The organism is Psychrobacter raelei, assembly GCF_022631235.3.
GTDB lineage: Bacteria > Pseudomonadota > Gammaproteobacteria > Pseudomonadales > Moraxellaceae > Psychrobacter > Psychrobacter raelei.
Map to the genome: position 1 here is coordinate 2,593,071 of NZ_CP093310.2, position 15,191 is coordinate 2,608,261.

15 protein-coding genes are annotated in these 15,191 nt (G+C 43.3%); 11 read left to right on the plus strand and 4 right to left on the minus strand.

The features are described from left to right. Positions 1-85 precede the first annotated feature (85 nt). The 3 genes from ssb to MN210_RS10865 all read right to left on the minus strand — a co-directional run bounded on the left by ssb (position 86) and on the right by MN210_RS10865 (position 2,498). Positions 86-769, minus strand: a complete 684-nt coding sequence (gene ssb / locus MN210_RS10855; protein WP_241878558.1) for a single-stranded DNA-binding protein — start codon at positions 767-769, stop codon at positions 86-88. A gap of 96 nt (positions 770-865) precedes the next feature. Beyond that, positions 866-2,230 carry an MFS transporter gene (locus MN210_RS10860; protein ID WP_338412204.1) on the minus strand — a complete coding sequence of 455 codons (1,365 nt, stop codon included), beginning with the start codon at positions 2,228-2,230 and terminating at the stop codon, positions 866-868. 10 nt (positions 2,231-2,240) lie between these two features. After that, positions 2,241-2,498 (minus strand): hypothetical protein, encoded by a 258-nt coding sequence (locus tag MN210_RS10865; RefSeq protein ID WP_241878559.1) that lies wholly within the window; start codon positions 2,496-2,498, stop codon positions 2,241-2,243. A gap of 266 nt (positions 2,499-2,764) precedes the next feature. On the opposite strand from MN210_RS10865, the gene uvrA reads away from it, so the two are divergent. The 9 genes from uvrA (at position 2,765) to MN210_RS10910 (ending at position 12,386) form a co-directional block, all read left to right on the plus strand. Next, positions 2,765-5,743: an excinuclease ABC subunit UvrA gene (gene uvrA / locus MN210_RS10870; RefSeq protein WP_338412205.1), complete on the plus strand. Its 2,979-nt coding sequence runs from the start codon at positions 2,765-2,767 to the stop codon at positions 5,741-5,743. Positions 5,744-6,145: 402 nt separating this feature from the next. After that, positions 6,146-7,306 (plus strand): GmrSD restriction endonuclease domain-containing protein, encoded by a 1,161-nt coding sequence (locus MN210_RS10875; RefSeq protein WP_338412206.1) that lies wholly within the window; start codon positions 6,146-6,148, stop codon positions 7,304-7,306. Between the two features lie 12 nt (positions 7,307-7,318). After that, entirely contained in the window at positions 7,319-7,690 is a 372-nt protein-coding gene (locus MN210_RS10880) for a hypothetical protein (protein ID WP_338412207.1), read from the plus strand. A 50-nt stretch (positions 7,691-7,740) separates the two neighbouring features. Continuing rightward, positions 7,741-8,816 (plus strand): IS3 family transposase gene (locus MN210_RS10885; RefSeq protein ID WP_425605606.1). Its coding sequence is split into 2 segments (ribosomal slippage): positions 7,741-7,990 and positions 7,990-8,816, totalling 1,077 coding nucleotides; the frame shifts between segments, so codons are not numbered across the junction. A 34-nt stretch (positions 8,817-8,850) separates the two neighbouring features. Continuing rightward, positions 8,851-9,156, plus strand: coding sequence for a transposase (locus MN210_RS10890; protein ID WP_489739898.1), 306 nt, complete (start codon positions 8,851-8,853; stop codon positions 9,154-9,156). 48 nt (positions 9,157-9,204) lie between these two features. After that, on the plus strand, positions 9,205-9,528 hold the full coding sequence (locus MN210_RS10895; protein ID WP_338412208.1) for an MAE_28990/MAE_18760 family HEPN-like nuclease: 324 nt from the start codon (positions 9,205-9,207) through the stop codon (positions 9,526-9,528). A 153-nt stretch (positions 9,529-9,681) separates the two neighbouring features. Continuing rightward, positions 9,682-10,650, plus strand: a complete 969-nt coding sequence (locus MN210_RS10900; RefSeq protein ID WP_338412833.1) for an IS4 family transposase — start codon at positions 9,682-9,684, stop codon at positions 10,648-10,650. A 10-nt stretch (positions 10,651-10,660) separates the two neighbouring features. Next, complete coding sequence (locus MN210_RS10905) at positions 10,661-10,972, plus strand: hypothetical protein (RefSeq protein WP_338412209.1); 312 nt, start codon at positions 10,661-10,663, stop codon at positions 10,970-10,972. Positions 10,973-11,282: 310 nt separating this feature from the next. Further along, positions 11,283-12,386, plus strand: coding sequence for an ArsO family NAD(P)H-dependent flavin-containing monooxygenase (locus tag MN210_RS10910; protein WP_338412210.1), 1,104 nt, complete (start codon positions 11,283-11,285; stop codon positions 12,384-12,386). Positions 12,387-12,435: 49 nt separating this feature from the next. Here the strand turns inward: MN210_RS10910 and MN210_RS10915 are convergent, their stop codons facing one another. Further along, positions 12,436-12,717 (minus strand): DUF503 domain-containing protein, encoded by a 282-nt coding sequence (locus MN210_RS10915; protein WP_241878562.1) that lies wholly within the window; start codon positions 12,715-12,717, stop codon positions 12,436-12,438. Between the two features lie 226 nt (positions 12,718-12,943). On the opposite strand from MN210_RS10915, the gene MN210_RS10920 reads away from it, so the two are divergent. Then, a complete protein-coding gene (locus MN210_RS10920; protein ID WP_241878563.1) occupies positions 12,944-14,002 on the plus strand; it encodes an alpha/beta hydrolase in 1,059 nt (352 codons plus the stop codon). Positions 14,003-14,062: 60 nt separating this feature from the next. Continuing rightward, positions 14,063-15,163, plus strand: coding sequence for an alpha/beta hydrolase (locus MN210_RS10925; RefSeq protein WP_338412211.1), 1,101 nt, complete (start codon positions 14,063-14,065; stop codon positions 15,161-15,163). Positions 15,164-15,191: the final 28 nt, after the last annotated feature.

The window sequence follows — 15,191 nt, forward strand, 5'->3', positions numbered from 1 at the left end:
ATATAGCCCAATGACAGTTATATCAATGGGCCATATGTTTCTAAATACAACATCTTGTTATTTACAATATCGTCTTAGGTAAACATCAGAACGGGATATCGTCATCTTTAGGCGTATCAGTCATACCACCTGCAGGGGTGGTTGTTTGATTGTTAAAGGCAGGGGTCTGCTGAGGCTGAGGTGGCTGTGCAGCCGGTGCTTGTGGCGCAAAGTTAGTTTGACCAGAAGTAGCAGCAGGTGGTGCATTAAAGGTATTACCACCCTGATTGCCGCCTTGTTGACCTTGAAAACCACCGCCTTGTTGACCTTGAAAACCACCTTGAGTGGTGTTCGGGTTGCCAGCAAAGCCTTGATTGCCCTGATTACCTTGGCCGCCTTGACCCCATTGGCCACCGGTCTGATTACCCGTAAACCCGCCACCGCCCATACCACCGGTTGCGCCATCTAGCATCTGCATTTGATCGGCACGGATTTCGGTAGTGTAACGGTCTTGCCCGTTTTGATCTTGCCATTTACGGGTACGTAGGCTGCCCTCGATGTATACTTTGCTGCCTTTACGTAAATACTGAGCTGCGATTTCGCCCAAGCGATTAAATAAGGTCACTCGGTGCCACTCAGTGGCCTCGCGCTTTTCCCCAGTTTGTTTATCAGTCCACTGCTCAGAGGTCGCCACCGAAATATTGGTCACACTGCCCCCATTACTGAACTGGCGGGTCTCAGGGTCATTGCCTAAGTTACCAATAATAATGACTTTATTTACACCACGCATAAGTTATCCTTTTTGTATATTTATTAAATAGTGAGTTAATATAAACTATCTGTATCATACTTGCTAGCACTTGCCCTCACTGTACCGAAATTTTGGCTAAATATCTAGCTTAGTTTCGGTAAGTTGCGACAGTAACTGTCGTGAATAATCATCGATTTTTTGTTTATCAAGTTTTAAATAAGCCACCCCATCTTTGGGCATAACCACCACTTCATCCACCCCACCGACTGACATAACTTGCTGTGACCACGCCGTGACATCTACTTGTTTGGGGATCGCTAACGTGGTACTGGTTAAGTAAGGGGGCTGCGAAATCGGTAGAATTAAGACCAACGCCACAGCCATTACTGCACCGAGTAGCCCCCAGGCCAGCATCGGACCTTGGCTAAGTAACATACCGCCCAAGGCCCCACCGAAGAAGGCTCCTAAAAACTGGCTGGAGGAGTTAATACCCATCGCCGTCGCTTTATTGGCCACAGGTGCTTTTTTAGAAATCCAAGAGGGAATCGTCGCCTCAAGTAAGTTAAAACCGATAAAGTAAAGACCGAGCCCAAACAGCAATACATAGCTTAACTTACTGCCTAGCGCCAGACAGACAAACGCTGCGACCAACAAAGTTAATGCCGCTAAGAATATCTGACGCATTTTGCGTTTTTTTTCGGCAATAATGATAAAGGGAATGGCAATGGCAAAGCCAATAAACAGCAGCGGTAAATACACCATACCCTGTTGACGCACACTCAAATCTAGCACGTCTGCCAACTGCTGAGGCACAATCACAAAGATGGCAGTCATGGTTAAATGCAGTGCAAAGATACCGATATGCAGCCGGTTTAAATCGCCAATACGCAGCACCTCTTTTAGCTGCTCCCCTATCGATTGATTGGCCAGATTGTGTCGCAGTACTCTAAGCGGGGTAGGCACAAACAATAACAGCAGCATGGCAACCAGCGCAAATACTGCGGTCAACCAAAATAGCCCAGAGATACCTAGGCTGGCTACCATCATCGGTCCAATGGCAAACGACAGCATAATAGAAGTCGCAATGGTCAGTCCCATAGTGGCCATAGCCTTGGTACGCTGCTGCTCACGGGTCACATCGGCCAATAATGCCATAAGAATTGCCGAGACTGCGCCACTACCTGCCAGCGCCCGACCGATAATGACTTGATAAATATCAGTGGCAGTCGCAGCGACCACACCGCCGATGGCAAATAATAATAGCCCTAAAAATATCATCGGCTTGCGCGGAAATTTATCCGCTGCCATACTCATAGGGATTTGGAATAGGGCCTGCCCCAACCCATAAATACCGACAGCCAAACCAATTAATAAGGGTGTGGCATGGGCATAATTGTTACCATAAACCGAAAAGACCGGCACTATCATAAATAGGCCGATCATACGCAGTGCAAAGATACCACCTATACCGGCAATGGCTCGCTTCTCGATGCTATTCATATTGCTCCCACTATAGCGGCACCCACATGATGGGGTGATGACTGTCAAATAACTGTGCCATTATAATGGATTCACTCCCGCTATGCGCAGCGACATTATACTCAAATTTGGTTATACCATTTTTCTGCTCTGCAACATAAGTGGCTGCTGCCTTATCTGCCGTTAAGTATCGGTGTATGTATTCAATTTTAGCAACGCTATTTAAGCCATCTTGCCGCTGCTTGCTCTTGAATTTTGGCCAAATCACACCCATTAATAGCTTATTCATACTGCATTTATTGCTCTAAACAAACTCTAACTAACCTATACATTTATTAAACTCACCTCTTATTTAACTTAGCGAGTAACTGGGCTATTGTTGGCTCAATTACTAGGTATTAAATTGGCCGAGCATTAAATGAGTGGGGCAATAGCACTCCGCTTACTTTTATAACTAATTTATATTTCAAACCCAATTAAATCACCTCATCATCCATAAACCCAATTACCCCTATTTATTTACTTACTTATTAAATTTATAACAAAAGGCTCTCTATGGCACACGAACACATTAAGATTCGCGGCGCACGCACCCACAACCTAAAAAATATCGACATTGACATTCCTCGTGATAAATTTGTGGTGATCACCGGCTTGTCAGGCTCGGGTAAATCGTCCTTAGCATTTGACACCTTGTATGCAGAAGGCCAGCGCCGTTATGTCGAAAGCTTATCGGCGTATGCGCGTCAGTTCTTATCACAAATGGACAAGCCTGAGGTCGATAGCATCGAAGGCTTATCTCCTGCCATTGCCATTGAACAAAAATCAACCAACCACAACCCCCGCTCGACAGTGGGTACCATTACCGAGATTTACGACTACCTGCGCCTGCTTTATGCCCGCGTCGGCACCCCATTTTGTCCGGTGCATAACCTACCCATGGTGGCACAGACCATTACTGAGATGGTCGATGATATTATGGCGCTGCCTGAAGACACCAAGCTGATGATTTTAGCGCCTGTGATTCGTGACCGCAAAGGCGAGCATGTAGTGCTGCTTGAGCAATTGGTCGGTCAAGGTTTTGTGCGTGTGCGTGTGGATGGCCACGTTTATGATATGGATGAGCTGCCTGCGCTTGAGAAGAATAAAAAACACACCATTGAGGTGGTGGTCGACCGCTTTAAAGTCCGTGATGATTTAGGCAATCGCGTGGCAGAGAGCTTAGAGACGGCGCTGCGCTTAGGCGGTGATTTGGCTATTTTGCATTATATGGATGGCAACCCCAATCCCGATGCGTCAAACCAAGATAGCGATGATCAAGTATTGTCCGCCAAGCATTCTTGCCCAGTCTGTGACCGCGCGGTCTCAGAGCTTGAGCCTCGCCTGTTTAGTTTTAACAACCCGTATGGCGCCTGCCCTGCCTGTGATGGTCTCGGCAAACGTCAATACTTCTCTGCTGACAAATTAGTCACCAATACTGAAAAATCCTTAAACCAAGGGGCGATTAATGGTTGGGATAAGCGCCATGCTTATTACTTTGGTTTATTAAGCACGGTGGCCAATCATTTTAATATTGATATGGATACCCCGTGGCAAGAGCTGGATAAAGCACACCGCGATATTATCTTAAATGGCTCAGGCAAAGAGAAAGTCGAATTTAACTTTACTGATGAGCGGGGGCGTAAAACCAAAAAGACCACCCCATTTGAAGGGGTACTGCCGTATCTTGAGCGCCGTTATGCCAAGACCCAAAGTAACTTTGTACGTGACGAGCTGGCCAAATACTTAGCTGACACCACCTGTAACGTCTGTGATGGCGCACGTCTTAATGAGATTGCCCGTAACGTGCGTGTCGATGACAAAGGCATTGCTGATATCGTGCAAATGTCGATTGGCGATGCCGCAGATTATTATGCCGACTTAAAAATGTCAGGCGCCAAAGGCGAAATTAGTGAAAAGATTTTTAAAGAAATCAACGAGCGCCTAAACTTCTTAGTCAGCGTCGGTCTAGATTATCTTAACCTTGCCCGCTCTGCCGAAACTTTATCAGGCGGTGAGGCTCAGCGTATTCGTCTGGCCAGCCAAATTGGTGCGGGTCTCATGGGCGTGATGTATGTGCTCGATGAGCCGTCTATTGGTCTGCACCAACGTGACAATGACCGCCTGCTTCAAACTCTAACTCGCCTACGTGACTTGGGCAACACCGTATTGGTGGTTGAGCATGATGAAGATGCCATTCGCCAAGCTGACCACGTGATTGACATCGGTGTCGGTGCCGGTGTGCATGGTGGTCATGTGATTGCACAAGGTACGATGCAAGAGATTATGGATGTGGAAGAGTCGCTAACCGGTCAGTATCTGTCCGGTAAAAAAGAGATTGCCATTCCTAAGGTGCGTCACAAAGCCAAAACCATTGATCTAAATAATCCGCCAGAAAAAGCGCGCATTATGCCAATGGGCAAAGCCAAAGCGGCCGCTGCGGCAAAAGAGGCGAAGAACAAAAAGCCAAAAGCGAAAAACATTGTGCCGATGCAAATTGAGCTAAAAGGCGCCAACGGCAACAACTTACAAGATGTGGATTTGACCATTCCAATCGGTACCTTTACCTGTGTCACAGGGGTATCAGGCTCAGGCAAATCAACACTGATTAACCGCACCTTGATGCCGCTTGCTGCCACTCAGTTAAATAACGCCTCGACCTTAATTCCCGATAAATACGACAGCATTACTGGTCTTGAGTATCTAGATAAGATGGTCGATATTGACCAAAGCCCTATCGGTCGTACGCCTCGCTCTAACCCAGCGACCTATACTGGCGTATTCACTCCAATTCGTGACTTATTCTCACAGACCCAAGAAGCCAAAGCCCGTGGTTATAAAGCCGGCCGCTTTAGCTTTAACGTCAAAGGCGGACGCTGTGAGACCTGTCAGGGTGATGGCCTGATTAAAGTGGAAATGCACTTCTTACCGGATATGTACGTGCCGTGTGACATCTGTCATGGCAAGCGCTACAACCGTGAGACGCTTGAGATTCATTACAAAGGCAAGAGCATCGCTGAAGTGCTTGACATGACGGTTGAAGATGCCACTGAGTTCTTCTCAGCCATTCCGCCGATTCATCGTCGTCTGCAAGCATTAATGGATGTGGGCTTAAGCTACATCCGCTTAGGTCAGTCTGCACCGACGTTATCGGGCGGTGAAGCTCAGCGTGTGAAGCTGGCACGTGAGCTTGCCAAGCGTGATACCGGTCAGACGCTGTATATCTTGGATGAGCCGACCACTGGTCTGCATTTCCATGATATCTATAAGCTGCTCAACATCCTGCACACCTTACGTGATAAGGGCAACACCATTGTGGTGATTGAGCATAACTTGGATGTGATTAAGACCGCGGACTGGATTGTGGACTTGGGCCCTGAAGGTGGTAAAAACGGCGGCATGATTATCGCTGAAGGTACGCCTGAAGATGTAGCGAATACCAAAGAGTCGTTCACTGGTCAGTTCTTAAAGCCCATGCTTGATAAAGCGTCGTAGATTGTTTTTGAGTGTTTGAATAAGAAAAAGGCCGTCCTGATTGGGATGGCCTTTTTTGTGGGGGTTATTTGGTAGCTTTTCCCGCTTTTCGCTACTATCTTGGTTAACCAATACTCAGTTGCAAAAAAATTATTGCAATAATAAATAGTAACTTTAAATTTAAAGAGTAGTCAATAGAGTACTATACGTTTTACACTCACTATTGAAAATGATATGAAATTGTTCAGTGAGTAAAATAAATACAATATAATTATTTATTCTCTGTTTATACGTAAATGCATAGAGTAATTTTTACTGTTATATTGTAGATAGTTTTAATAAAATCAGAAAAATCAAAAGTTACACATTAAGTATTAAGTTTAAATAAAACTTATTGAGAACTTCTAATGGAGCAGAATTAGTATGAATAGAATAGATGGTGAAGTCTTCATTAAAGACAAAGTGAAGATAGAAGTAACAGATATGACTGAAGAAGAGATAAACGCTAAATATAAAAGAGGTGAAATAAGAATTGTCACAGAGCAAGCAAGATATCCAGTTAAAAGTATAAAGGCCATGCTTGATAGTGGAGATTATAAGCTAAACCCTGAGTATCAGAGAAGAAAAAGATGGGATAACGGAAGAAAGTCTAGATTAATAGAGTCCTTCATAATGAACGTACCATTACCCCCTGTATTTCTTTATGAATACGATTATTCTAAATATGAAGTCATGGATGGCTTACAACGTTTAACTACAGTATATGATTACTATAGTGGTAATTTTGCCTTAGAAAATTTAGGTTACTGGAAGGAATTAGAAGGAAAGAAATACGATGAACTACCTATAGAAGTACAAAAAGGTATAGATAGGAGATATATATCTTCGATTGTATTGCTTGAAGAAACAGCGAAAACTCCTGAAGAAGCTGAAGAGTTAAAACAAATTGTATTTGAACGTTTGAATAGTGGGGGTGAAAAACTGACCCCACAAGAGACTAGAAACGCACTTTATAATGGACGATTTAATCAACTGTGTATAAAGCTTTCACAGAATGAAAAGTTTAGAACTATGTGGCAGATTCCTTTAGAAAGTGATGGAGAAGAAGAGCTTCTTACTAGTGAAGCTTACAGAAAGATGGACGATGTAGAGTTAGTACTTAGATTTTTTGCTTATCGCTTTATTGATGACTTAACTGGAACAGTTGAAGACTTTCTAGACGAATATTTAAAGCAAGCTAATAGTTTCCCAGAAGCAACGATTAAGGCTTTGGAGAGTTTATTTAATGATGTTGTCGATACAGTTTATCGTATATTTGGTGATGAAGCATTTTTCTCTCCTGTATATGAAAGGAGAGTAACAAAGCCTCAAAAGGCTATATACGACCCTTTAATGCAGTCGGTAGCTAAACATATTGAGTTGAAAGATAAACTTTTGTTATCAGCAGATAGAATTGAAAATAGTAAATATAATCAGCCTACAGTTTTAGACGGTGAAAGGTTATTTTATGGACGCAATACAAGTCCATCAGTAATCAAAGCAAGAATAGAGTATTTTGATAATTTATTTGCACCTTATTTATAGTGGGTTGTTGATATGCAGGACGAAACTTTAGAACTATTTATTAAAGATATTAGAAGTATTAGAGATTATTTACAACATATCAGACTTATAGATAGTATCGGTACTGTAAGTCAAAGTTCGACTAACAATGAGCTCATTCAATATAGAGAGCACTTAAATGGATTTCGTGTTTCAAAAAAAATATTTGAGTATAAATCCCTAATAATTTCGTTATATGGAATTTTAGAGAAACATATAGGTGAATGGATTGAAGAGTTTATCAATAAAGTGCCCGAAATTGTTAGTAACTATAATAATTTACCAGAAAAGTTTCGTGATAATCATTTTTATTTATCAGCGAAATTACTTACACTCGTTAGTGAGTGTAACTATCCCCTAAAATAACACAGCTCAAACGTAGAATTTCTTATAAAATACGCATAAGGAGTTTTAATATGAGCAAACGAATGACCGAGACCCAAATAGTATCAATATTAAAAGAAGCAGAAGCTGGGATATCTGCTAAAGAGCTGTGCCGTAAATACGGGGTAGCTAGCTCGACATTTTACAAATGGAAGTCTAAATACGGCGGTATGGAAGCCTCTGATGTCAAACGACTAAAAGAGCTTGAAGAAGAAAACCGTAGGCTTAAACAGATGTATGCTGATTTAAGCCTTAAAGCGCAAATGCAGGAAGATATCATAAAAAAGCTATAGCGCCTGTACCCGAGCGCAAAGTCTGGGCGCAAGAATTACAGGCGCAGTATGATGTCAGCATTGCAGTTAGTTGTCAGGTGGTCTGTATGAGTCGAACCGCTTACTACTATAAGCCTAAGCTACCTGATGATAGTGAGATTATTGATGTCTTAAACAAGCTTACTGACAAGCACAATCGTTGGGGTTTCCCAAAGTGTTTTAAGCGTATACGCAAGCTTGGCTACTCATGGAATCACAAGCGAGTACACCGTGTTTATACCGCGTTAAACTTAAACCTACGCCGTAAGTCTAAAAGACGGCTACCAACGCGCAACCCTAAGCCGCTAAGTGTGCCAAACGCATTGGGTCATACTTGGTCTATGGACTTTATGAGCGATAAGCTGCACAACAATATTCGCTTTCGAACCTTTAATGTGATTGATGATTACAACCGTGAAGTATTAGGCATTGATATTGGTACCAGTATGCCTTCACTCCGAGTAATTCGCTACCTTGACCAGCTAGCCGAGTGGCATGGCTATCCTAAGCAAATTCGTGTGGATAACGGCAGTGAGTTTACATCTAGCACATTCACTGATTGGGCATCAGCTCACGGCATCTATATTGACTATATCGAGCCTGGCTGTCCTTATCAGAATGCTTATATTGAACGGTTTAATCGCAGTTATCGTAATGAGGTTTTAGACTGCTACCTTTTCAACAATTTAAACGAGGTTAGTAAGCTGACTGAGGATTGGATCAAGGTTTATAACACCGAAAGACCCCATGATTCACTTAATGATATGACACCTGCTGAGTACAGGCAGGTGGCTTAATTATTCTACGATGATGTTGTGTTAAGAATGGGGTATTTACAGCTATCCTAAGCAAATTCGTGTGGATAACGGCAGTGAGTTTACATCTAGCACATTCACTGATTGGGCATCAGCTCACGGCATCTATATTGACTATATCGAGCCTGGCTGTCCTTATCAGAATGCTTATATTGAACGGTTTAATCGCAGTTATCGTAATGAGGTTTTAGACTGCTACCTTTTCAACAATTTAAACGAGGTTAGTAAGCTGACTGAGGATTGGATCAAGGTTTATAACACCGAAAGACCCCATGATTCACTTAATGATATGACACCTGCTGAGTACAGGCAGGTGGCTTAATTATTCTACGATGATGTTGTGTTAAGAATGGGGTATTTACAGAAGCATGTGAAAATAGCTGAAGCTTTAAACTATTTAGACATAAAATTAACCCCTAAGCTTAAAGCTATAGGTCAACGTTCAGGTGGGTTTTTAAGTAGCAACTCAACAGATACAATAAATACAAGTGAAAATTTTTTCAATTTAGTTGATGATATTGTATCTCGTAGAAATGATATTGCTCATGGTCAGCATATAGATAATATTTTAAGTATTGAAGAGTTGCATAATTATGTTGATTATCTCGAAGGCTATGGTCGTGCGGTATTTGAAACTTTAATTGCTCTGCACACGACAAAAAAAACAAAAAAGTCTGTTAAAGCAAAGGCATAATAGTGATTTTTAAGACGAATCAGACCATGCCAAACTTTAACAGACTTAGTGAAACTTTAACCCAAAACCTGAGTATGAACAAGGCAAGAATCACATGTTTGAGCCTAATGATAATAGCCCTGATTACTGCTCAAAGCAGTAATCTTAAAAAAAATAGCAAGACACCTCCCTAAGGGTGGCAAGACCGACAGCCACTATCGCAGACTACAGCGATTTTTTGCCGAAGCGAGGATAGACTACGATCAATTAGCTTTAATGATATATCGACTATTTGGGCTAGGCAAAGTCACCTTAACCATTGACCGCACCAACTGGAAATGGGGTAAAAGTAACCTCAACATCTTTATGCTAGGGGTGGTATATAAAGGGATAGCCATCCCCTTATACTGGCAAATGCTAGATAAGCGAGGTAATACAAACCATCTTGAACGCTGTGAACTTATTGAGCGGTTTATCAAACAATTTGGCAAAGATAACCTTGAGATGATAGTAGCGGACAGAGAGTTTGTTGGCGAAAAATGGTTTAACTGGCTCACCAATAATCACATACCCTTTGCCATACGGATTAAGAAGAACAGTAAAGTTAAGAATCATCATGGCAAGTTGGTACAGATTAAAGAGTTATTGCGCCATGTTAGCCATCAAGAAACATATCGACATGGGCGAATACTGACTGTCGATGGTTGTTTGGTTCGAGTATTTGCCAAGCGTGATAAAGACTATGGTTTAGTGATTGTCGCAACCAATCAACTAGAAACAGTGGATGCGATGACAAGCTATGCTAAGCGTTGGGAGATTGAGACTTTATTTGCTTGTTTAAAGGGGCGTGGCTTTAATCTTGAAGATACCCACTTAACCCATCTTGATCGGGTCAGTAAATTAGTCGCAGTGAACGCCTTAGCATTTTGTTGGGCTTATCATGTCGGTATTTATAAAGACAAAGATAAGCCGTTAAAACGCAAGTTGAAGTCAAACGCTCGACCTCAAGCCAGTTTGTTTGTGCTTGGCCTGGATGTGTTGATTGAGGGCCTGCGCTTGGTGTTTTTTAACAATGATAAGACTGTACTTCGACAGTTAGTTAGCTTTTTAACCCCTAAACCTATGAAAATTGGGTGGGGATAATTTTTTTGTCGTGTGCAGAGCTTTAATTGATAAATTAAATGAGCTTGAAGCCGAGCATTTGTGCAAGGAGATAAATAATATAAAGGGTTTTTTTGGAAATGGTTCAGTTTTATGTTTTGAAACTGAGAATAGTGAGGTATGTTTAGGTGATTTTTTTATAGTTAAACAGCTAGATGGTACTTATGTAAAAAAAGAGGTACTAGAAATCCAAAAGGATAAGGTAAACTTTGAAAAGTTGTCGATAACGAGTCCTGAAGATATCGGAGTGAATTTAGGTGGTGGAATCTCAAAAGGGCAAAGCTTCTATATTTTTAATAAATAAATTAAGTATGAATAACCTCTTTAATTTTGAACTATTATTTACTTAGTTAATAGACAAAGTTGAATAGAGCTTGTGGCATCCAACATAGCTATCATAACTGAACTAACAGTGCCCATGCCCCAAAAAAGATTGCTCTTCGGTTACCTACTAAGCGGTGCCTACCTTGATACCTTAGGTTTGTCTTATGAAGGCATCTCTAATAAAGAGAGTCCAAACTTCTTAAAAGTTCATTCTTTTAAGTTAATATAAAGCCATGGTTTCTTAGATAAAACTCATATTCTACTCTATCGCTTAAAGACCGAGAAACACTATGCCCTCAAAACCCACCACCAAAATATTCGACGTCATCGTCATCGGTGGCGGTCAAGCAGGCTTAGCAGTTGGCTACTATCTAAAACGTGCCAGCCGAAAGCAACCCCTCGACTTTATTATCCTAGACAATCAACCTGACAGCGGCGGTGCTTGGCAACACTTCTGGCCCTCATTACGCCTGTTCTCGCCAGCATCGGTCAGCTCACTACCGGGCAGAATGATGACCTCTGCCAAAGACGACAGCAGTCCGTATTTAACAGACGTTTTAGATTACTTTGATAACTACGAAAAGCATTATAAGTTGCCCATCTACCGCCCCTATGATGTTCAAAGCGTCGAGCGTGATGAGGATAACGACTGCTTGAGAGTCAGCGACGGTAAGTTCACGTGGCTTGCCAAAGCAGTGGTTAGTGCTACTGGTATCTGGAGCAATCCTTATATTCCACAGATTGAAGGACAACAACTATTTAATGGTGAGCAAACTCACTCCGCACATTATGCGGATCCAGATGCGTATAAAGGCAAACGAGTCTTGGTCGTCGGCGGTGGTAACTCTGGCGCGCAAATCTTTGCAGAATTGGTGCAAGTGACCGATGCCAGCTGGGTGACACGCACGCCGCCACAATTTTTGCCCGATGATGTCGATGGTCGAGTGTTGTTTGAAAGAGCCTCAAAACGTATTAGAAGCAGCGCCAGTGATGAGTCTGAAGGTGATGATACTGACCAACAAGGACCCAAAGGCAATATCGTCATGATGCCAGCGATTAAAGAAGCTCGAGATAAAGGGTTATTAACGACACGGCCCATGTTTGAGCGATTAACCAAACAAGGCGTTGTTTGGTCTGATGGTACCGAGGGATCAGTCGATGCGATTATTTGGTGTACTGGCTTTAACCCAGAGCTTGAGCATTTAGCGCCTTTGGGTGTGATTGAAGAAGATGGCAAAGTATTAACCGAACAAGGGCAGTCGATAAAAGAGCCTCGCTTATGGTTATTTGGCTACGGCGATTGGGTCAGCCCAGCGTCGGCGACCATCATTGGTGCTGGGCGTAGTGCGCGAGAAAACGTGCCTGCGTTGGTTGAGTTTGTTCAGGGTTTGTAGGTTGGCGTCGAGACCCAACCCCCACCAAGCCTCAAACAACCCTTTTCACCTAAATAACCTCCCGTCTCACATCCACGATTCGCGCCTCAACCACCTGCTGAATCTTATCCTCAATCTGACTCATTTCTGACTCAATCTCTTGTCTTTTGAGCCCCACCACCACAAACGTCCATTCACTGGCATCATGGCGGTTACGCTCCCCACTTTCACACACCGCTACCGCAGGACTGCGCCCAAAGCGCTCATGCAATCCGCCCATTCGCATCCGTTTTTCTTTAAGTGAGCGGCATCCGGGCAGTGAAAATGTCAGGGTTAATATTCCAATTGGCATCAGCATCTCCTTATTATCAAAGCAATCAAAACAATACGCACAATGACCTATCCTAGCTTATTAGAATTATTTTTGTCATGCACAAAAGGCTAAATGGCATAAAGTGTCACCAAACGTTTAAATTATGTGGTGACTTATAGAGCACTTTTGTTTACACCACTCATCATCTGATATGGTATTAAAAAATATCCCGTTTTATCGTTTTAAATCGAAAAAGAGGCGTTGAATGACTATTATTAATAAATCCAACCTCCATCAGTTAAGTACAAAAGCCCAAAATAGCTTATTAAAAAACATGCTACGCTTGCCAACAGCAGCCAAACAACGCATAGCAGGTGAGCCTATTGTCATTGATGGGCAAACCTTTGATTTATCCCTACAAGTGATGCTACAGCTGTTCGGTCCACCGCCCAATCATCTGCCCAGTGTCACAGAAGCTCGGGCAACCATTGAAGCGCAAAGCCCTGTGCTCAGTCAGACACCTCTGGATGACATTATCAAAGATGAGTTCCCACTAACCATGTCTGATGGCGAAACGATTCGCTTGCGCCGCTATCGTCACCGCAATGCGCCACGTGACAATCAGCCAGCCTTGGTGTTTTACCACGGTGGCGGTTATGTGGGTGGTTCGCTCAACTCTCACGACTTGGTCTGTCAGCATCTGGCCAATGGCGGCGAGTGTACGGTCATTGCTGTTGATTACCGTCTGGCACCTGAATACCCCTACCCTACGCCTGTTAACGATGGGTTAACCGCTTATCGCTATATTGCCAGTCATGCGGATAAATTCGGGATTGATGCCAATCGTCTGGCAGTCGGTGGTGACAGTGCAGGTGGTAACTTGGCTGCAGTGGTGGCACAGCAAACCAAAAATGACATGCATCCGCCCAAGCTGCAATTATTATGGGTACCTTGGGTCGATATGAGCGGTGAGCATGAGTCCTATGAGCTGTTTGCCACAGGCTTTTTGTTAGAGCAGGCTCAGATGCGCTGGTACACCCATCACTATTTGGGTGATACAGATAAGGTTGATACCACTGATCCTATGGTCTCCCCCATATATGGTGACCTGCAAGGCGTGGCGCCTGCGGTAGTTATGGTGGCAGGCTTTGACCCACTGCGTGATGAGGGGATTGAATATGCCAATAAATTAACAGCAGCAGGTGTCGATACCACGCTTAAAGTGTATGACAGCATGCCGCATCTGTTTATGCTTTATGCTGGTGAAATTGATGCCGCCAAAGTGGCTTTTGAGGATGCGGTACAAGCACTAAAGCGGTTATAAATCATTGAAACCAAATACCAAAAGCAGATGCCACTAATAAAACAAACAAGGTCACCTCTTATGTCAATGCAAATACTGAATAAGACTGAGTTCTCTAAGCTTTCGCCAAACCAAAAACAAACTTATTTAACCGAGCTATTTCAATTGCCTCAATCGATGCAGCGTGACTTGGCAGGGCCGCCTATTGTTATTGAGGGACACACCTTTGATGTCTCATTGCAATTGATGTTGCAGCTCACCACACCTTCAGATGATAAACACAATGAGTTAGGTAGCGTCGCAGAGAGTCGTGCCATGATGGAGGCACAAAGCCCTATGCTATCGCCGCCGCCTATTAATGACATCTTAACTGACGACTTTAAGATGGCGGTATCAGACGGCAGCCAAATTACTTTACGCCGCTACCGCCACCAAAATGCGCCCTCTGATAACCAGCCAGCCTTAGTGTTTTATCACGGTGGCGGTTATGTTGGTGGCTCGCTCAACACTCATGACTTGGTCTGTCAGCACTTGGCCAATGATGGCAAATGCACGGTCATTGCTGTTGACTACCGCCGCGCTCCTGAATATCCGCATCCTGTGCCGGTCAATGATGGGCTAACAGCCTATCGCTATATTTCCAATCATGCGGATAAATTTGGCATTGATGCCAATCGTCTGGCAGTCGGTGGTGATAGCTCTGGCGGTAACCTTGCCGCTATTGTGGCACAGCAGACCAAATCTGAGAGTTATGCACCTAAATTACAGCTGCTATGGGTGCCTAAGGTTGACTTTAGCCATGAGCGTAAGTCGCATACCCTTTTTGCATCGGGATTCTTTTTGGAAACGGCCAAATCTCGATGGTACAAGCAGCAATATCTAGGCGACGGTGCAGATGATACTAAGCTGCTGACAGACCCGATGGTCTCCCCAATATATGGTGACCTGCAAGGCGTGGCACCTGCGGTGGTTATGGTCGCAGGCTTTGACCCACTGCGTGATGAAGGCATTGAATATGCGGATAAACTAAAAGCAGCAGGCGTCGATACCACGCTGCATATCTATCACAGCCTACCGCATTTGTTTCTTCTATTTTCAGGCGTCATAAAAGATGCCAAAGCAGCTTTTGAGGATGCGGTACAAGCATTAAGGCGGTTATATACAGTCAAAAATTATAGTTAAGATTCCGATAAGTCATATCATCTCTAGA